This window comes from Citrobacter sp. Igbk 16, assembly GCF_028069755.1.
Classification (GTDB): Bacteria; Pseudomonadota; Gammaproteobacteria; order Enterobacterales; family Enterobacteriaceae; genus Citrobacter.
This window is the reverse complement of record NZ_JANEWJ010000015.1, coordinates 1-19,135: the sequence shown is the minus strand read 5'-3', so window position 1 is coordinate 19,135 and position 19,135 is coordinate 1. Positions and strand designations below refer to the sequence as shown.

Sequence of the window (19,135 nt, the reverse complement as noted above, 5' to 3'; positions counted from 1 at the left end):
CCTACAACTCATATCTGCGCTATTGCACGCTGATACGTAACGCAGCCGCCGTCGCAAAGGGACTTAACGTGGCACTTCCTACCAGTAGTGCGCCAAGAATCGCCATATACCCTTCAACGGGTAAGTGCATCGAGGCGGCGTCCATCGCAGCGGTCGCAAAAATCAACAATGGAATGGTGAGCGGAAGTACCAGCACGCTCAACAGCACGCCACCGCGTTTTAACCCCACCGTCAGTCCCACGCCAGGTGCGCCGAGAAAACCCAGCGTCGGCGTTCCAAGCAGCAACGTCAGTGCCATAATTTGCCAACCATACATATCCATTCCCAGCAGCAATGCCACCAGCGGCGAGAGGATCAGCAGCGGCAAACCAGTTACAACCCAGTGCGCCATTACCTTCGCCAGCACCACGGCCGGTAGCGGCAATGGCAGCAGCATCAATTGTTCGAGGCTGCCATCCTGTAGGTCATCCCGAAATAAACGTTCCAGCGCCAGTAATGATGCCAGCAATGCGGCAACCCAGATAATGCCCGGTGCAATACGCGCCAGCAGCTGTGGCTCCGGCCCTATGCTGAGCGGGAACAGGGTTATGACGATCAGGAAAAACCATAACGGATTGGCGATCTCTGCACTATGACGGAACGCAACCCGCAGTTCTAAACGGAAGATTTGCCACATCATTGCGCGGCCCTCTCGCTGGTCAGCGCAATACGTCGCACTTTATCGGTCTCAACACCCAGAGGCTGGTGCGTGGTAAGGATCACAATACCCCCCTGCTCTGTATGCTGTGCCATGCGCTGAGTCAGTCGCTCAACGCCGTGCACATCAATTGCCGTAAAGGGTTCATCGAGGATCCACAGTCGCGCGCGGGTCAGCCAGAGGCGAGCCAGCGCCACGCGCCGCTGTTGTCCGGCAGAGAGTTGATTAACAGGAATATCTTCATATCCAGCGAGACCTGCCTGCGCCAGCGCCGCCAGACAATCGCCATCGTGATGGAAAAACCGCAGATTCTCCAACGCCGAAAGCCGGGTTTTTATCCCCGGCTGATGTCCGATCCACAGTAGTTCCTGATGGTAACTGTCCCGCACCTGGTGCAGCGATTTCCCTTGCCAGCAAACCTCTCCGGCGTCAGGACGAGCCAGCCCGGTAAGCAACCGCAACAAGGTGGTTTTCCCTGCGCCATTACTCCCGGTAATTTGTACCCATTCCCCTGCATTGACGCGAAATGACAGATCGCTAAACAGTATTCTGTCATCTCGCTCGCAGAGCAGTTCTCTGGCCTCAAGCATCCTGATTATTTACATCCTGTTAAAAGCCCGGTTTGACTTCGCGCATATCAGGCAGTTTGTGTGCTATCCCTTTATGACAGTCAATACAGGTTTGCCCTTCTTTCACGGCCTGGTCATGCATTTTAGCCGCTACGCCTTTCTGGGCGGTTAAATCCATAAACTCGAAGTTGTGACAGTTCCGACACTCTTGCGAATTATTGTCTTTCATACGCCGCCATTCATTTTGCGCCATCGATAAACGGTGGTCTTCAAATTTTTGCGGTGTATCTATCAACCCCAGTGCTTTCGCGTACAGCTCCTTGCTGGCCTTGATTTTGCGGATCATTTTCGGGCCCCACTCATGAGGGACGTGGCAATCAGGGCAAGTCGCGCGCACACCGCTGCGGTTGTTGTAGTGTACGGTTTCCATATATTCCTGGTATACCGTGTTGCGCATTTCGTGACAGCTAATGCAGAACTCTTCAGTATTGGCCTTTTCCATACCGGTATTAAAGCCGCCCCAGAAAATAATGCCGCCCACAAAGCCGATTAACAACAGCGTGCCGAGCGCCAGACGGCTGGGGCGACGCCACCATTGCCAGACGCGCTTAATCCAGCCTGGTTTACGGTTAGAATTTTCCATAATGACCTCCCGAGCCTATTCCAGTAGGCGTAAATTGTTGCAGCCAGTTTGGACACGGACAGCACGGAACAACCGGAGCGTACTTACAGTACGTGAGGACTGTGAGCACTGCCCTGGTCCGAAATGGCAAATAAAATAGCCTAATGGGACAGGCTCTCATTTCCCGTAACCTTTCGAGGGGGTAAAGGTATTTTCAACAATCGGTGCCGCATCAGCCTGCGGGACATGACACTGCAGGCAGAAGTAACGACGCGGAGCGACTTCAGCCAATACCTTGCCGTTGCTGTCCATAAAGTGCGTCGGGCTGATACGCGGTGCACCGGTGGTGCGGTAGCTTTCAACACCGTGACACTGCAGGCAACGGTTGGTATTGGTCGTCACCTGGTAGCCGTCAACACTGTGCGGAACCATTGGTGGCTGATTCACATAATTCAGCGGCATACGCTCCTGCTCTTTCGGCATGCGAATCGCCCCTTCCTGTGTCCCTGAGACTTCCGGTGACTGGCTCAGATCCACTCCGTTTGCAGCCCAAACGGCCCCACTGACTACCAGGGCCAGCGCGGCTGTCCATTGACTCAGCGCTTTAATCAGGTCATGGCTTTTCATTGTTTAGCTCCCGAACTCCATCGCATTTACACTTCATCCTTTAAGCTGCCTCTTTGTTGGCTGCGCTCCGAAACCCCAGTCACATAGTTACTATGCTCCCGGGGATTTCCTCACTTGCCGCCGCGATGCATCTCAAATGATTTTGTGTATCGTTATTGTAAAAACATCCTCAGAACAGACATCCACACAGCGACCGCAGGCCATGCAATCGCGACTGGTCACCTGCACCGGGCTTTGCTCATCCAGCACCGGCGCACGTAGCACATGCGGTTCCGGGCAAACATGAAAACAATCCATACAGCGGTTACATCTCTTACGTTCTTTTGCCGATACGGTTAATGCACCTTTACTACCCAATACGCCATACAGCGCACCCAGGGGGCAGAGATGCCCGCACCAGCCATGCTCAACAACCAGTAAATCAAATAAAAACAGCGCGAGAATAAGCAACGCCCCGCTGCCAAAGCCCATTACCAGGCTACGTCCCAGCAAAGAGACCGGATTTATCCATTCCCATAGCAGCGTCCCTGTCAGGGCAGAACCGACCAGGATAACCACCAGCAGGACGTACCGTATATGGCGCGGCAAAGTCGCAGACTGATTCAGGTCAAATCTTCTGCGCAGCCAGCTCGCCAAATCAGTAACCGGATTCATCGGGCAGACCCAACTACAAAACAGTCGCTTACCTGCAAGGGCATACAACACCGTAATAATGGCGGCCCCTGTTAACGCGACTGTTGCTGGCAAGTGCCCGCTGGCCAGGCTTTGCAGGGTGATCAGCGGATCGGTTAACGGAATGGTATCCAGCAACAGGCTGCTGCTGTAATTACCATGCAGCACCCACACGCCCAGCCACGGACCGCTGAGAAACATTGCCAGAACCAGGAACTGGCTCAGACGACGCAACACCAGCCAGCGATGGCTCCGCCACCAACCTTTTTTCGTTTGTGCTTCACGCCCCGCATCACGTTTACGATTTGCCATTGTTCCCCTCCAGCCAACCGAAGCGGTAATGGTGTCCCAACTCCCCTTTTGCCAACGACAGTGGCAACACTTTTATTGCCGGCTGTTCCAGTACGCAGACTTTTTCGCATTTACCGCAGCCAGTACAGGCATCGCTATGCACGGTTGGAATAAACCGCGCATGCTTACCGGTACGCATGTTGCGATCCAACTCCAGGGTGATGGCCTCATCGATTTTCGGGCACTCGCGATAGCAAACGTCGCAACGCAATCCCTGATAGTTGAGGCAGTTCTCGTGATCCAACAACACCGCCAGCCCCATGCGTGAATCGTCAATAGACTCAATCTCCCTGTCCAACGCGCCGCTGGGGCAAACTTTGGCGCACGGAATGTCTTCACACATCTCGCAGGGGATGTCGCGAGCGACAAAATAAGGTGTTCCGGCCGCCAGCCCGGAGGCCAGCGTTGCCAGTTTCAGCGTGTCGTACGGGCAAGCCTGGACGCACTGACCACAGCGCACGCAGGCGCTGGCAAATGCGTCCTCACTCAGAGCCCCAGGCGGGCGCAACCGCACGCCTGTTGCGCGTGCAGTTTGCTGTTGCAACCCCAGCGCCACGCCAACGACAGCCAGCCCGCCAGCTGCACGAACCATATCGCGCAGGAAGCGGCGGCGGCCATTTTGGGGTTTTGCTGACCGGGACATAACGCGTTACACCTTCGCCAGTTTCACAGCGCACTTCTTGAAATCCGTCTCTTTAGAGAGCGGATCCGTCGCATCCAGCGTCAGATTGTTCACCAACTGTGCGGCGTCGAAGAACGGCATGTACACCAGCCCCTGCGGCGGACGGTTGCGGCCGCGTGTTTCAACAATCGAAATCACTTCACCACGACGGGAAACCACTTTGACCTTGTCGCCTCGGCGCAGATCGCGCGCTTTCGCGTCCAGCGGATGGATAAACAGTACCGCCTCCGGGAAAGCACGGTGCAGTTCAGGCACACGACGCGTCATACTGCCGGTATGCCAGTGTTCCAGCACACGTCCGGTAGACAGCCACAGGTCATATTCTTTATCCGGCGCTTCAGCCGCCGGTTCAAATGGCAGCGCGAAGATGACGGCTTTCCCATCCGGTTTGCCATAGAACTTGTAGCTTTCTCCAGCCTTCACGTACGGATCGTTGCCTTCGCTATAGCGCCACTGGGTCTCCTTACCGTCAACCACCGGCCAGCGTAACCCGCGCGCCTTGTGGTAATCATCGAACGGTGCGAGATCGTGTCCGTGTCCGCGACCAAACCAGGCATACTCTTCGAACAGACCTTTTTGCAGGTAGAAGCCGAGTTCGCGAGATTCATCGTTGAGTTGATCTTCAGCCAGTTCGCTGACCGGGAATTTCGTGACAGCTGGCGTGGCGAACAGCACGTCATACAACGTCTTACCGCGCAGCTCGGGTTTCTTCGCCAGCAGTTCCTCCGGCCAGACTTCTTCCGTTTTGAATCGGCGGGCGAACTGCACCATTTGCCACAGGTCAGATTTCGCTTCACCCGGTGCTTTAATCTGCTGGCGCCAGAACTGAGTACGGCGCTCGGCGTTACCGTAAGCCCCTTCTTTCTCTACCCACATCGCTGTTGGCAGGATCAGGTCGGCCGCCAGAGCACTGACCGTCGGGTACGGATCGGAAACGATGATAAAGTTGCGAGGATCGCGCCAGCCAGGCATACGCTCTTCGTTGATGTTCGGCCCAGCCTGCATGTTGTTGTTACACATCACCCAGTAGACATTGAGCTTGCCATCTTTCAGTGCACGATCCTGCGCCACAGCATGCAGGCCGATTTTCGCCGGAATGGTCCCCGCCGGAATGTTCCAGTGTTTTTCACAGATATCGCGGTGTTTCTCGTTCGTCACCACCATGTCCGCAGGCAGACGGTGAGAGAAGGTCCCGACTTCACGCGCGGTACCACAAGCGGAAGGCTGACCCGTCAGTGAGAATGGGCCGCAGCCTGGCTGAGAAATTTTACCGGTCAGCAGGTGCAGGTTATAGACCAGATTGTTAGCCCATACGCCACGGGTATGTTGGTTAAAACCCATCGTCCAGTAGGAGATAACTTTCTTCTTCGGATCGGCATACAGCTGTGCCAGCTGTTCCAACTGATCTTTTGGCACGCCGGTCATTTCTGCGGTTTTATCCAGCGTATATTCCGCAACAAACGCTTTGTACTCTTCAAAGCTGATCGGTTCAGAGGCGTCAGAACCTGGGTTTTTCGCCGCTTTTTCCAGCGGATGGGTAGGACGTAAACCGTAGCCGATATCCGTCGCCCCTTTACGCAGGTTAACGTGCTTGCTAAAGAAGTCCTGGTTTATCGCATTGTTTTGAATGATATAGTTTGCGATGTAGTTGAGGATCACCAGGTCGCTTTGCGGCGTAAAGACGATGCCGTTATCCGCCAGCTCAAAGCTACGATGCTGGAAGGTAGAGAGAACGGCGACGTTAACGTTAGGATCGGACAGACGACGGTTGGTAATGCGTGACCACAGGATCGGGTGCATTTCCGCCATGTTTGCGCCCCACAGGACGAAAGCATCTGCATGTTCGATATCGTCATAGCAGCCCATCGGCTCATCCATACCAAAGGTACGCATAAAGCCCACAACGGCTGACGCCATGCAGTGACGCGCGTTCGGATCGATGTTATTCGAACGGAAACCGGCTTTGAACAGTTTTGCGGCAGCGTAGCCTTCCCAGATGGTCCACTGACCGGAGCCAAACATACCAATTGCGTCTGGCCCTTTCTCTTTCAGAGACGCTTTAAACTTCTCTTCCATCACATCAAAGGCCTGGTCCCAGCTAATCGGGGTGAATTCGCCTTCTTTGTGATATTTGCCGTCTTTCATGCGCAGCATCGGCTGCGTTAAACGGTCTTTTCCGTACATGATTTTCGGCAGGAAATAACCTTTGATGCAGTTAAGCCCACGGTTAACTGGCGCATCAGGATCGCCCTGACATGCCACAACACGTCCTTGCTGGGTTCCTACCAATACGCCACAACCCGTACCACAGAATCGGCACGGGGCTTTGTCCCATTTGATCGCTTCTTGCTGACCGACTACCGCGCGGGCAACGCCCGGCACGCTTAACCCGGCAGCCGCCGCAGCGGCCGCAACGGCGTTAGCTTTCATAAAGCTACGACGACTGAGTTTCATGGTGTTTCCTCACCTTGCTCATCCTGCTGGTGATAAACCAGCGACACCGCCAGCACGCCCGCAACGTTGCGCACTGACTCAATTGTTTTCATTAGCGTTTCACTATGCTCAGCTTCTACCACCACAATCAGCTGACCGCTTTCCACATCGCTGAGAGCAACTTCGCAACCCGGAAACGAACGTAACTGCGTGGCGATATCGCTGATGTGCTGACTTTTGGCCTGAACGACCAGGCTGCAGACCTGCCAGTTAGTGTCCATGGTTGTACTCCGCATTAATGGCTGATACCGGACAGATAGCGACACACGCGCCGCATCCGTTACATGCCTGATTGTCGAGCTGTGGCTGATAAATACCGGACAGCGTGGGACGAAAGGTAATGGCCATGGGTTCACAGCTATCCTGACAGCGATGGCATTCAACGGACTGATGCGCGAGACAGTTGTCACCGATCGAAAAATTCAGATCCCATGCCCTGGTGTGGCGCGGAAGAAAAAGTGATTCGGGACAGGCCTCTGCGCAGGCGTAACAAAAGCTGCATTCGCCGTGTTTGAAATTTACGCTTGGATAACCGCCCTGGCCTCGCTGCAGGATGTCGGTTTCACACGCCTGGATGCAGGCGTCACAACGGAGGCAATTGGCCAGAAAGTGAGAGTCTTCCTTGCTCCACGGCGGACGAATCCCCGCGTTGGCTTTACGCCAACTGCCTGTCAACATGCCTCGACGGGATAAATCAACCATGACATTGTCCTTCCATAATGACGCTCTCCCTCGGCGGGTTGAACGACAATAAAAAACGCACTATTTATGAGTAGTTATTTTTAACCGTAAGATATTTCAGGATGTGTTAGAGGTGCATACCCCAATTGGGGTAAATGCTGTTGCCGGATCAAAAGAGTGTTGAGTTGGCGGGAAAAAATGCGCTTTTGCTCACATTTCAATGAGTTATATAGTAAATTATATAACGAAAACACTAAGCAGATAATAATCTCATAATTAAGATAATTCCTGGCATTTATCGCTACTCAAATTCCAAACCATTAATTAATACACTTAAAATATAAGTAAATTTAGATTAATAGACGATGTGAATATGCTAACCTGCACTGGATACGTTCGAAAGACAGAAGAAAGGAAACACTGTGAACAATAAGATGAAGACAATTGTCCCTGCCGCACTCCTCGCCGCCTTCGCCAGCACCTCTGCGTGGGCAACAACCACCGATGCCAGCGCTCAGCCGCTGGAAAAAGTCGCCCCTTATCCTAAAGCGGACAAGGGAATGAAGCGTCAGGTTATTCAGCTTACTCCAGAGAAAGATGAATCTACTCTGAAAGTAGAACTGCTGATCGGACAAACGCTGGAAGTTGATTGCAACAAACATCGTCTTGGTGGAGAACTGGACAGCAAAACGCTGGAAGGTTGGGGCTATGACTACTACGTATTCGACAAAGTCACTTCTCCGGTTTCAACCATGATGGCCTGCCCGGACGGCAAGAAAGAGAAGAAATTCATCACCGCGTATCTGGGTGAAGACGGTATGCTGCGTTACAACAGCAAATTACCGATTGTGGTCTACACCCCAGAAAACGTGGAGGTGAAATACCGCATCTGGAAAGCAGAAGATAAGATTCAGGACGCCGTCGCGCGATAAGTGAGAATGTGCCGGATGGCGGCGTACCGCCTAATCCGGCCTTTTTTTACAGCGCGATATCCGCTACGGCTTTCTGCTCAGGTTGCGGTTGTGCCTGAGGTTTTAGCTGTGGTTTTGGTGCTTCATCAGCGACCTGCGGTTTATCGTACTTCAGACCCAGTACTTCACTGGTGTATTGCAGCTCTTGCTCCGTAGCATCAACGTTGCCATTCAGCTTCGTGCCATAAGACGGAATAATCGTTTTCAGCTTCGCCTGCCATTGTGGGCTGGCAACTTTATCTTTAAACACTTTTTCCATCAGATGCAGCATGATCGGTGCCGCGGTTGATGCCCCCGGTGATGCGCCCAGTAGCGCAGCAATGGTTCCCTCTTTATCGCTGACCACTTCGGTTCCCAGACGCAGAACGCCGCCCTTCTCAGCATCGCTTTTGATGATCTGCACGCGCTGGCCCGCTTGCCACAAACGCCAGTCTTCTTTCTTCGCCTCTGGATAGTACTCCTGCAGAGCAGCAAAACGTTCGTCGTCGCTGAGCATGACCTGGCTTACCAGATATTTGACCAGATCGAAGTTATCCAGACCCACATTCACCATTGGCATAAAGTTGGACGTGGTAGTAGAACTGAGCAGATCCCACAAAGAGCCATTTTTCAGGAATTTGGTGGAGAAGGTCGCGAACGGCCCAAACAGCACCACGCGTTTACCATCCAGAATACGGGTGTCAATGTGCGGTACGGACATCGGCGGCGCGCCGACAGATGCCTGGCCATACACTTTCGCCAGGTGACGATTGACCACATCAGGGTTTTCCGCCACCAGGAACTGACCACCAACCGGGAATCCGGCATAGCCTTTCGCTTCCGGGATATCGGTTTCCTGCAGCAGTTTCAGTGCTGCCCCACCGGCACCAATAAAGACAAACTTCGCCTTAATGGCGTGTTCCGCTTCGTTGTTTTTCAGATCGGCAACCGTGACAGTCCAGCTATTATCCGCGTTACGCTTAAAGCCGCGAACTTCGGTGCTCAGTTGCAGCGCAAAATTAGGTTTTTTCTGCAACGATGCAATCAGCTGGCGCGTAATTTCGCCGTAGTTCACGTCAGTACCGATCTCGGTACGCGTTGCCGCAACTTTCTGTTTTGGATCGCGACCTTCCATAACCAGAGGCGCCCATTCTTTAATCTGCGCGTGATCTTCAGAATAGCGCATACCGCGGAACAGGGTGCTTTGCTGGAGTGCCGTGTAACGGGCACGCAGGAAATTCACGTTCTCGTCGCCCCAGACAAAGCTCATATGGGGAACCGTGGTAATAAACGAGCGGGGTTCATGCATCACGCCATTGTTGACCTGATACGCCCAGAACTGGCGGGAAATCTGGAAGGCTTCGTTAATTTCGACTGCCTTTTCAATACTGATGCTACCGTCAGCCTTTTTAGGCGTGTAGTTCAGTTCCATAAGTGCGGAGTGGCCTGTTCCGGCGTTGTTCCAGCCGTTTGAACTCTCCTGAGCAACGCCATCCAGTCGCTCTACCATGGTCATTGACCATTGCGGCTCCAGTTCCTGTAAATAGGTTCCCAGTGTGGCGCTCATGATGCCGCCGCCAATCAACAGTACATCCGTTTCCTGCTCTTCCGCCGCTTTCGCTTTTGCTGCCATCGAGACAACATTCAGCCCTACGGCCATGGTGAAGAGCATGGCAGTCACTTTTTTCATAATGTTAATGCCTTACTTTTAGTATCGCTTTTTGCTTTTAGTGCAGGTGAAAATCGAGCGGTAACAACGGTAACACTTAAGTAAAAATAATTAAATATTGTTTATAAATTATATTTAAATTTTAAAAATGTTATTAATACGTTGATTATTTATACGGTTATTGACAATCATTTCTGGAAACCTCCCCGTCAGACGGGTACTATGCTGCGCTTTGCTATTCACCGCACGGATGCCTGTCGGTCTGCTGTCATCAGGCCTTTTCTGACCTGAGAGTAACTATGTCTGCAACACACTCTTCCCCTGCCGCGGTGGCAGAACCCACCACCCGCACCGTGTTACGCCAACCCCGCCTGTTGGTTCGTGAAACGCTGGCTGGTGTGGTAACCGCCCTGGCGCTGATCCCGGAAGTGATTTCGTTTTCAGTTATCGCTGGCGTGGACCCTAAAGTCAGCCTGATAGCCTCGGTCGTACTGTGCCTGGCGATGTCCTTTTTAGGTGGGCGTCCGGCAATGGTTACCGCCGCTGCAGGATCGGTTGCATTAGTCATTGGCCCGATGGTGCATCAACACGGCGTGCAATACATCCTGCCTGCGGTAGTGCTGGCCGGGATTATTCAGATCCTGTTTGGTGTGTTAGGCATGGCACGTTTGATGCGGTTCATCCCCACGGCAGTGATGACCGGTTTTGTCAACGCGCTGGGTATTTTGATTTTCTTTGCTCAGGTTCCGCACTTCTGGGGGAAAAGCCCGTTAATCTGGGGGCTGTTCGTCCTGACGCTGCTGATTGTGCTGTGGGTTCCGCGGTTTATTAAAGCAATCCCCGCGCCGCTTATCGCCATCGTGCTGCTGACCGTGTTCACTGTCACCAGCGGGCAACTGTTACCGACCGTCGGTGACGAAGGTTCCATGAGCGGCGGTCTGCCGGGCTTGACGCAGTTACTCGTACCACTCAACCTGCAAACGTTAGCCATTATCTGGCCCTGCGCACTGAGCATCGCTTTTGTTGGGTTGATGGAGTCATTGTTAACTGCCCGACTGGTTGACGACCTGACGGTCACCCCGTCGAATAAAAACCGTGAAAGCACTGGACTGGGCGTAGCCAATATCCTGGCCGGTTTTTATGGCGGCATCGCCGGATGCGCGATGATCGGTCAAACGATTGTCAACGTTGAGATGGGGAAAGCGCGCAGCCGTGTTTCCACGTTCGCCGCCGGGCTGGTCTTGCTGTTGCTCGTCACCGCACTCAGCGAGGTGATGGCGAAGATACCGATGTCAGTACTGGCGGGAATTATGGTGATTGTGGCGGTGAAAACGTTTAGCTGGCACAGCATCCAACCCTCGACGCTGGCCAACATGCCGGTCGCCGAAACGCTGGCAATGTTGGTTACCGTCGCCGCGACAGTCTCTACCGGCAACCTGGCAATTGGCGTGGTTGCCGGCGTGGTCACGATGTTGATACTGCCGCGCATCGTTACAGGGAAACGGGCGTCTACATCAAAAACAGCGTCGCCAGACCGAGAAAAATAAAGAATCCGCCGGTGTCGGTGATAGCGGTAATCATGACGCTGGAGCCGACCGCCGGATCGCGCCCCAGCTTGACCATCGTCATCGGGATGATAACGCCCATCAGCGCCGCCATCAGCAGATTGAGCATCATCGCCAGGGTCATCACGCCGCCCAGTGCCATATCATCGTACAGCCACCAGGTGATGCCGCCCATGATTCCGCCCCAGACAAGGCCGTTGATCAGCGCAACCCCCATCTCACGCAGGATCAGAAACGTCAGGTTGCCGGGCTGAATATTCTGTAACGCCAGCGCCCTGACGATCATGGTGATGGTCTGATTACCTGTATTACCACCAATCCCTGCCACAATGGGCATCAGCGAGGCCAGTGCCACCAGTTGTGAAATGGTGTGCTCGAAACCGTCGATTACCCGCGAGGCGATAAAGGCGGTACAGAGATTAATTGCCAGCCACGCCCAACGGGTTTTTACCGCTTTAGTGACCGGAGCGAATACGTCCTCTTCGGCACTTAAGCCCCCCATTCGACGCAGATCGGTATCGGTTTCTTCATAAACCACATCGACGATCTCATCGATGGTTAAGCGTCCCATCAGTTTGCCAGAGGGATCAACCACCGCAGCACTGACCAGGTTATCACGTTCAAACGTACGCGCAGCGTTCTCGGCGATATCTTCCGGAGAAAATGTCAGCGGATCATCCTCCATCACTTCGCTGACTTTACGCTGCACGTCATTAAGCAGAATACAGGTTAGCGTCAGTTCGCCCACCAGGACTTTATTGCGATCGGTTACGAAGAGTTTATCGGTGTTCTCCGGCATTTTTCCCAGCCGCCGCAAGTACCGCTGCACCACTTCCAGCGTCACGTCCGGACGTACGGTGATGACTTCGAACTCCATGATCGCACCGACGCGATTCTTCTCGTAGTGCAGCACCTGACGTACGCGCGCCCGCTCTTCAGCAGGCAGTGATACCAGCAGTCGACCGGTAAGGTTACGGGGTAAATGCTGTACCAGATAAATCTGTTCGTCGATGTCGAGATATTGCAGCGCATCCAGTAGCTCGCGGTCGCTCATCTCGTCGATCAGGTCATCCCACACATTTTCTGATGCTTCAAGCAGGACGTTGCCGCGTTTTTCACTTTCGACCAGTCGCCACAGGGCGTGACGCTCTTCGGAGGGCAGTGCTTCGAGGGTATCGGCCAGATCGGGTGGCGGCAGATGCGCCACCAGTGCCCCTACCTCAGCAATATCGTCGGCTAACGTACCGACGTCATATTGCTCAGCCAGGGTAAGCTTACCCAATAATGTTGAAATGATGGCTTTATCAGTGGTCAGTAGCCAGATAAGACGAGCACGTTCCTCGTCACGTAGCCTGGCGCTGTTTTTGTTTATTACGGACATCAATCATAAATCCATGATATGAAATATCATCAATCATGATGCCGAATTATGTAAATAACAATAAACGAGGCCGCCGGCTGGATAAAAAACCGACGGCATGCAGAGTCACAGGCCCGTTCAGCGTCGCGCCATCGGGCAAAAACGCCCGGGATCAGGCGGTGCGAGCGACCGCGTCGCGCGAAGCCGCATCACGTTCATCGCCCAGCAGTTCGCTCAATTGCCCATTACGCATTTCCAGCAAACGGTCTGCATGAATAAAGTAATGATCGTCATGGCTAATGGCGAAAATGGTTTTGCCCATCTCCTGCATCAGCGGCAACAACACCTGATAAAACTCCCGGCGGAAATGCGGATCCTGATCGGCGGCCCATTCATCCAGCAGAATAATGTCGCGCTCCTCCGCTAAGGCCAGCAACAGCGCCACGCGTTTTTTCTGCCCTTTCGACAGCTTGAGATTGAGAATGCGCCCGTCGTTCAGCTCCAGCTTGTGCGCCATTTGCAGATGTTCCAGCCACTTCGCGACCAGAGCAGGAGAAGCGTCTCTGCCTTCGGGTCCCAGCAATTTGTCAAACAGCCAGACGTCGGTAAACACCGCAGAGAACAGCTTACGGTAGTCCTCCGGTTTTTCGACAGCAACCGCCTTGCCATCGAGTAAAATCTCACCAGACTGCGGCTGGTACAACCCGGTCAGCAACATCGCCAGCGTGGATTTACCGCTGCCGTTACCGCCAATCAGGAAGATCAGTTCACCACGACGAATGGTCAGATTTACAGGCCCAACGGAGAACGCACTATCCTGATAGTGGAAAACCACGTCACGCAACTCCAGCATTTGCCAGTTCGGAAATGCGGTTGGCCGCGGGAATTCTGCCTTGAAGGGGGCCAGGGAGAACTTATTCAGCTTGTTAAACGCCACCTGAGCCGTCAGCAGCGTCGGCAGCGCGCCAACGGCGGAGAGCAACGGCGTGCGCAGGAATAGCAACGTCAGAGAATAGGTTGCCGCCACCGCGGTATCCGCCCAGCCCAGACTGTTGGCCATCCAGAATACCAGGCCAATGGCGCCCAGCATCATGATGTTCGACCAGTTGACCGCGCTCAGGTGGAAGGTATCAGCACGAATAATATGGTGGCGGTATTCTTTGGCATCCGGGACGTACAGCTGGTTAAAGATATGCTCTGCACGCTCACGGTTGAGCGTCAGCTCTTTGCGCCCTTCCAGCACCGTCTGGTAGTCGTTGTACAGCTTGTCTTCGGTTTCACGCAGGGTAGCCATGTGTTTATACACCCGCGCCACCAGCACAAATCCGCCCCAGATGGTGATTGCCATCCAGATTGCCGTCACCAGCAGCATTTTCGTCGACAACATGGCCAGATACGCCGCCGACCCCACGGTCAAAATAATCCCCTGTACCAGCTCAGGCAGGCGCACAAAGGCAATGGTAATGTTACGGATATCGCTGGTTAAACCGGCCAGTAACGAGGCGCTACCGATTTGCTCGATACGCTCGACGTGGGTGTCCAGAATACGTTTGATAAATTCGCTACGCAGACGGTAGACAAAGTGGTGTCCCAGCGTGGTGAGCGCCAGCTGTGAACCGAGGGTGACGACCATCAGTAACATCAGCAGGCCAAGAAACTCCGGTAGCACCATCAGCGTGGTGTCGACCGTTTCAATCAGGCGCTGATTGATAAACGCAATCAGCCCAATCCCCAGCGCGGCACTGGCAAGGCTGAGCGCCATGACGCTGATAAATGGCCAGCGATACTGCCGCCAGACAAGAAGTAAAAGTTCCATGCAAACAACCCGGACAAGTAATAACAGCCCGCAGTTTAAACATCTCTTCGCTCACAGCAATAATAATTCTTATTTTTATTCTTTTTTACCTGCCTGGCGAAACGTCAGGTTGTAACGACAATCCCCCGTCAATGGATGATACCCAGTTTTGAGAGGCTGGACGCCGTGATAAAACAGCCGCGAGTTTCCCCCCCATACCACCACATCACCATGCTCCAGCAATACTCGCTTTAAGGGATCGTTGCGCCGTAAGCCACCAAACTGAAAAATTGCCGGCAGGCCCAGCGAAACAGAGACGATAGGCGCTCGCAGGTCAGGTTCATCTTTATCCTGATGTAAAGACAGTTTTGCCCCCGGCGTATAGCGATTAATAAGGCAAGCATCCGGTTGAAAATCAGGATAGCCTGCGGCCGTTGCCGCCTGATGGCACAGCTCAGCAAAGACCTCGGGTAATGGCGGCCAGTGAGCGCCAGTTAAGGGATCGACCGGTGAATAGAGGTAGCCATGTTGATCCGTTGTCCAGCCCAGATGGCCGCAATTCGTCATGGCTACCGACATCGTATAGCCGCCTGGAGTGACCATCTGGCGAAACGGCGACTGCCTGGCTGTCGCCGCGATTGCCCGCAGTAAAGCGGGTGCGGATTCAAATGCAAAACGCCGCAAAATCACCGCACCTGACGCCAGCGGCTCGTGCCAGGGTTTCTCATCGGCAAAGAGATCGAGCATTATGTTTCCTCGCGGGTGGCTTCACGTTGCAACAGTTGCGCTTTGCGCGTTATTCCCCAACGATAGCCAGAAAGCGCACCGTCACCGCGGATTACACGGTGACACGGGATCACAATAGCCAGTTTGTTCGCCGCGCAGGCGCTGGCGACGGCACGCACCGCCTTCGGCTTGCCGATAGTGCTGGCCAGTCGCTGATAACTCACTGTCTCACCACAAGGGATTGCCCGCAGCGCTTGCCATACCTGTTGCTGAAAGGCGGTTCCCTGAATATCCAACGGCAGTGACAGTGCAGTATTGCGCGTATTAATCACGGCGATCACCTCACGCACATGTTGTTGAAACTCCGCATTGGCGGGCTCGTCACGTGCTGTCGGAAACAGTTCATGCAATTCTGCTATCAGCGTAGCATCGTCGTCGCCCAGCAAGATCGCGCAGATCCCCCGTTCACTTTCCGCGACCAGGCAGCGACCCAGAGCGCAATCTGCGAGGGTATAGCGCACAGAAACATTACCGCCGCCTTGACGAAATTGCCTGGCGGTCATGCCTAACGCCTGATCCGCTTTGCGGTAATAGCTGCTGCTGTCGGGGAATCCGGCGTCAAGAATCGCCTGCGTGACCGGTGCGCCTTTTGCCAGCGCCTCACGCAGGCGACGGGCACGCCATGACTGTTGCCAGGCCTTTGGGGTCATTCCGGTGGTTGCTTTGAACAGGCGATGCAGGTGAAACGGACTCATCGCAACATGCTGCGCAAGAGCTTCCAGTGTGAGGGGGGACTCCTGCTCCAGTAACTGACAGGCGTGGGCTATTTTGTTCAGCCGCTGCTGTTGTGCGCTGTCTTTGTCCGGCTGGCAGCGTTTGCAGGGGCGAAACCCTGCCGCCTGTGCCTGCTCTGCATCCGCGAAGAAACTGACATTTTTGCGCAGCGCATGTTTTGCCCGACAGGACGGCCGACAGAAAATGCCGGTCGTCTGAACAGCAAAAACAAACTGACCGTCAGCACCCGCGTCACGGTCCAGCACAGACTGCCAGCGTTCATCATCAGTTATGTGTAAGAGATTTGTCATGATGGACTCCTTTGTTAAGCATAGCGCTTAGCCTCAGTGTGTCCGCATTGCGGGTTATAAAAACCCGCAATCTTGCTTTTTAATTTTTTTCGCTGACCAGGAAGCTTTTAAATTGCGGCGACATCCAGGTTTTAAACCCGTCGCCTTCTTTAACAATCATATACACCGCCAACCCTTCGCGACGCACGACTTCTTTGGCCTTTTCCGGGCCAAGCACCATTAGCCCGGTATCCCACCCGTCAGCCTCCAGCGCCGTGGGTGCAATCACCGTCACAGAGACCAGATTGTGTTCAATAGGACGACCGGTTTGCGGATCGATGACATGGGACAGACGTTTTCCGTCCAGTTCGTAATAGTTACGATAGCTACCGGAGGTGCTGATGCCATGTCCATTGATATCGACAATCGCCTGTACCGCGTTTTCACGATCGGTTGGTTTCTGTATTGCTACACGCCACGGTTGCCCCTCGGCATTCATTCCACGGCTGTTCAGAGCACCACCAACAGAAACCAGATAGCGGGCGATCCCTTCCTGTTCCATCAATCGCGCCAGATGGTCAGCCGCAAACCCTTCCCCCACGGTGGAGAGATCAACATACAGCGCCGGCAGATCTTTCTGCAGATAATTCTGGTGCGCCTCATTAACCACCTTCAGATGTGCAAGCCCGGTTTGCGCTTTTGCCGCATCAATTCTTGCCTGCGTAGGTGTATGCAGCGGTTGCTGCTGTGGACCAAAGCCCCACAGATTCACCAACGGACCGACGGTGATGTCCATCGCACCGTCAGTTTTTGCGCCAATACGTAACGCCGATGTCACAATATCCGCCAGCGCATCATTCACCGGCCACGGTGACAGGCTTTTTGACTGGTTAAAACGCATCAGCGCAGAATCGTTCTTGTAGGTAGAAAGCAGTTGATCATCAGCATCAAGCTGAGTCTGGATCTTCGCCTGCAACTCCCCGGCGCGTTTGTCATCCAGGCCAACTACACTGACCCGCCAGAAGGTGCCCATGGTTTTACCTTCCAGGACTGTCGCGGTTGAGGACGGGGTCTGATTTGATTTCGGGGCCTCATCGCACCCGACAAAAAAGAGTGTTACAGCCAGGAGCGCTGCACGGCAAAAAATCATATCCATACGTGATTACCCTTATGAAAACGGGCGCAAGAGTACACCAAAAAAGAGTGTTTGTACGTCAGAAAAACGGCATTAAAAAAGGCCCCGTAGGGCCTTTGATAGAAATAAATGCAGATTAGAACTGGTAAACCAGACCCAGTGCTACGATATCATCGGTAGAGATACCTGCATTACGGGTAAAGTTGTTGTCATCCAGCAGGTTGATTTTGTAATCAACATAGGTAGACATGTTTTTGTTGAAGTAGTAGGTCGCGCCAACATCAACATATTTCAGGATATCCTGGTCGCCGTAGCCGCTGTCCAGATCTTTACCTTTGGACTGCAGGTAAGCCACAGACGGACGCAGACCGAAGTCGAACTGGTACTGAGCAACAGCTTCGAAGTTCTGCGCTTTGTTTGCCCAGCCCAGTTTGCCTGCACGCGTTGCGTTGTAGGTCTGGGTGTACTGTGCTGCCAGGTAGACGTTGTTCGCGTCGTATTTCAGACCGCCAGTGTAGGTTTCAGCACGATCGCCGGTACCGAAGTTCAGCTTGTTCTGCTCATCAGTACGTTTGGAGCTGGTAACTGCGGTACCCAGGGAGAAGCCTGCGCCGATATCATAAGTGATAGATCCGCCAACGCCGTCACCGTTCTGATTCAGTGCGTCACGACCGTTGCCAGTCACACCGGTCCCTTCACCTTCCGGACTACCGTTTTTACCCTGGTACTGCAGGGCAAAGTTCAGACCATCAACCAGACCGAAGAAATCAGTGTTACGGTAGGTTGCAAAGCCGTTACCACGCTGCTGCATGAAGTTGTCAGAACCGTAGGTATCGCCGCCGAATTCCGGCAGGACGTCGGTCCAGGACGTGACGTCATAAACCACGCCGTAGTTACGACCATAGTCGAAAGAACCTGCATCAGCGAATTTCAGACCGGCAAACGCGACACGCGTCCAGGCGTTGTTTTCGTTTTCAGAGGAGTTACCCATGATCTGGTATTCCCACTGGCCGTAACCGGTCAGCTGGTCGTTTACCTGGGTTTCACCTTTGAAGCCGATACGCATATAGGTCTGATCGCCATCTTTAGTAGAGTCATCAGAGAAATAGTGCAGACCGTCGACTTTACCGTACAGATCTAATTTGTTGCCGTCTTTGTTGTAAATTTCAGCCGCATTTGCTGCGCCTGCTACCAGCAGAGCCGGTACCAGGAGGGACAGTACTTTAACTTTCATGTTATTAACCCTCTGTTATATGCCTTTATTGCTTTTTTATGCCACTGCTCACTGGCTAACCCTCATTAACCAGTCGGCAACTTCATTCTCCGCAAAAACACAGAATAATCCAACACGAATATGATACTAATACTTTAAAGATGTTTCATTTATCAATGGAGATGTTTCAAAATATTAACAAAAGGGAACTTTTTTTAATTAAGAAAATGGGGCAAATAAGCACGAATAGTCAAGAATCATTAT

The 19,135-nt window shown here is 53.4% G+C and carries 17 protein-coding genes and 1 pseudogene; 2 read left to right on the top strand and 16 right to left on the bottom strand.

Annotated elements, in window-relative coordinates; translation table 11 throughout:
- Positions 1 to 19 precede the first annotated feature (19 nt).
- From ccmB to napF, 9 genes are all read right to left on the bottom strand, one after another.
- The gene (ccmB, locus tag NNO03_RS11800; RefSeq protein ID WP_005129323.1) at positions 20 to 679 is read right to left on the bottom strand and encodes a heme exporter protein CcmB; all 660 of its coding nucleotides are present in this window, start codon (positions 677 to 679) and stop codon (positions 20 to 22) included.
- Positions 676 to 1,293 (bottom strand): cytochrome c biogenesis heme-transporting ATPase CcmA, encoded by a 618-nt coding sequence (gene ccmA / locus NNO03_RS11795; RefSeq protein WP_086523394.1) that lies wholly within the window; start codon positions 1,291 to 1,293, stop codon positions 676 to 678. The genes ccmB and ccmA overlap by 4 nt, the downstream gene beginning before the upstream one ends.
- Positions 1,294 to 1,306: 13 nt before the next feature.
- Positions 1,307 to 1,909, bottom strand: coding sequence for a cytochrome c-type protein NapC (gene napC / locus NNO03_RS11790; RefSeq protein WP_005129332.1), 603 nt, complete (start codon positions 1,907 to 1,909; stop codon positions 1,307 to 1,309).
- A gap of 156 nt (positions 1,910 to 2,065) precedes the next feature.
- Positions 2,066 to 2,515, bottom strand: a complete 450-nt coding sequence (gene napB / locus NNO03_RS11785) for a nitrate reductase cytochrome c-type subunit (protein WP_048212558.1) — start codon at positions 2,513 to 2,515, stop codon at positions 2,066 to 2,068.
- A gap of 132 nt (positions 2,516 to 2,647) precedes the next feature.
- Positions 2,648 to 3,499, bottom strand: coding sequence for a quinol dehydrogenase ferredoxin subunit NapH (napH, locus tag NNO03_RS11780; protein WP_271449598.1), 852 nt, complete (start codon positions 3,497 to 3,499; stop codon positions 2,648 to 2,650).
- Complete coding sequence (gene napG, locus NNO03_RS11775; protein WP_137384108.1) at positions 3,486 to 4,181, bottom strand: ferredoxin-type protein NapG; 696 nt, start codon at positions 4,179 to 4,181, stop codon at positions 3,486 to 3,488. The genes napH and napG overlap by 14 nt, the downstream gene beginning before the upstream one ends.
- Positions 4,182 to 4,187: 6 nt before the next feature.
- Positions 4,188 to 6,674 (bottom strand): nitrate reductase catalytic subunit NapA, encoded by a 2,487-nt coding sequence (gene napA, locus NNO03_RS11770; protein ID WP_271449597.1) that lies wholly within the window; start codon positions 6,672 to 6,674, stop codon positions 4,188 to 4,190.
- Positions 6,671 to 6,934, bottom strand: coding sequence for a chaperone NapD (napD, locus tag NNO03_RS11765; RefSeq protein ID WP_048211123.1), 264 nt, complete (start codon positions 6,932 to 6,934; stop codon positions 6,671 to 6,673). Before napD ends, napA begins: the two co-directional genes overlap by 4 nt.
- On the bottom strand, positions 6,924 to 7,415 hold the full coding sequence (gene napF, locus NNO03_RS11760) for a ferredoxin-type protein NapF (protein WP_202038234.1): 492 nt from the start codon (positions 7,413 to 7,415) through the stop codon (positions 6,924 to 6,926). Before napF ends, napD begins: the two co-directional genes overlap by 11 nt.
- A gap of 413 nt (positions 7,416 to 7,828) precedes the next feature.
- Between napF and eco the strand changes: the two genes are divergently transcribed.
- The gene (gene eco, locus NNO03_RS11755; RefSeq protein WP_271449636.1) at positions 7,829 to 8,326 is read left to right on the top strand and encodes a serine protease inhibitor ecotin; all 498 of its coding nucleotides are present in this window, start codon (positions 7,829 to 7,831) and stop codon (positions 8,324 to 8,326) included.
- 46 nt (positions 8,327 to 8,372) lie between these two features.
- On the opposite strand, the gene mqo is transcribed toward eco, so the two are convergent.
- A complete protein-coding gene (gene mqo / locus NNO03_RS11750; RefSeq protein ID WP_271449596.1) occupies positions 8,373 to 10,034 on the bottom strand; it encodes a malate dehydrogenase (quinone) in 1,662 nt (553 codons plus the stop codon).
- Positions 10,035 to 10,312: 278 nt separating this feature from the next.
- Here mqo and NNO03_RS11745 point away from each other — a divergent pair, with 278 nt between their 5' ends.
- A complete protein-coding gene (locus NNO03_RS11745; RefSeq protein WP_271449595.1) occupies positions 10,313 to 11,560 on the top strand; it encodes a SulP family inorganic anion transporter in 1,248 nt (415 codons plus the stop codon).
- On the opposite strand, the gene mgtE is transcribed toward NNO03_RS11745, so the two are convergent.
- From mgtE to NNO03_RS11715, 6 genes and pseudogenes are all read right to left on the bottom strand, one after another.
- The gene (gene mgtE / locus NNO03_RS11740; RefSeq protein WP_271449594.1) at positions 11,523 to 12,959 is read right to left on the bottom strand and encodes a magnesium transporter; all 1,437 of its coding nucleotides are present in this window, start codon (positions 12,957 to 12,959) and stop codon (positions 11,523 to 11,525) included. The genes NNO03_RS11745 and mgtE overlap by 38 nt on opposite strands.
- A 151-nt stretch (positions 12,960 to 13,110) precedes the next feature.
- Complete coding sequence (locus NNO03_RS11735) at positions 13,111 to 14,754, bottom strand: multidrug ABC transporter permease/ATP-binding protein (RefSeq protein ID WP_271449593.1); 1,644 nt, start codon at positions 14,752 to 14,754, stop codon at positions 13,111 to 13,113.
- Positions 14,755 to 14,789: 35 nt separating this feature from the next.
- Positions 14,790 to 15,480: pseudogene (gene alkB, locus NNO03_RS11730) on the bottom strand (DNA oxidative demethylase AlkB).
- On the bottom strand, positions 15,480 to 16,544 hold the full coding sequence (gene ada, locus NNO03_RS11725; protein ID WP_271449592.1) for a bifunctional DNA-binding transcriptional regulator/O6-methylguanine-DNA methyltransferase Ada: 1,065 nt from the start codon (positions 16,542 to 16,544) through the stop codon (positions 15,480 to 15,482). Before ada ends, alkB begins: the two are co-directional and overlap by 1 nt.
- Positions 16,545 to 16,623: 79 nt before the next feature.
- A complete protein-coding gene (apbE, locus tag NNO03_RS11720) occupies positions 16,624 to 17,679 on the bottom strand; it encodes an FAD:protein FMN transferase ApbE (protein ID WP_271449591.1) in 1,056 nt (351 codons plus the stop codon).
- Between the two features lie 115 nt (positions 17,680 to 17,794).
- Entirely contained in the window at positions 17,795 to 18,892 is a 1,098-nt protein-coding gene (locus NNO03_RS11715) for a porin OmpC (RefSeq protein WP_271449590.1), read from the bottom strand.
- Positions 18,893 to 19,135 lie beyond the last annotated feature (243 nt).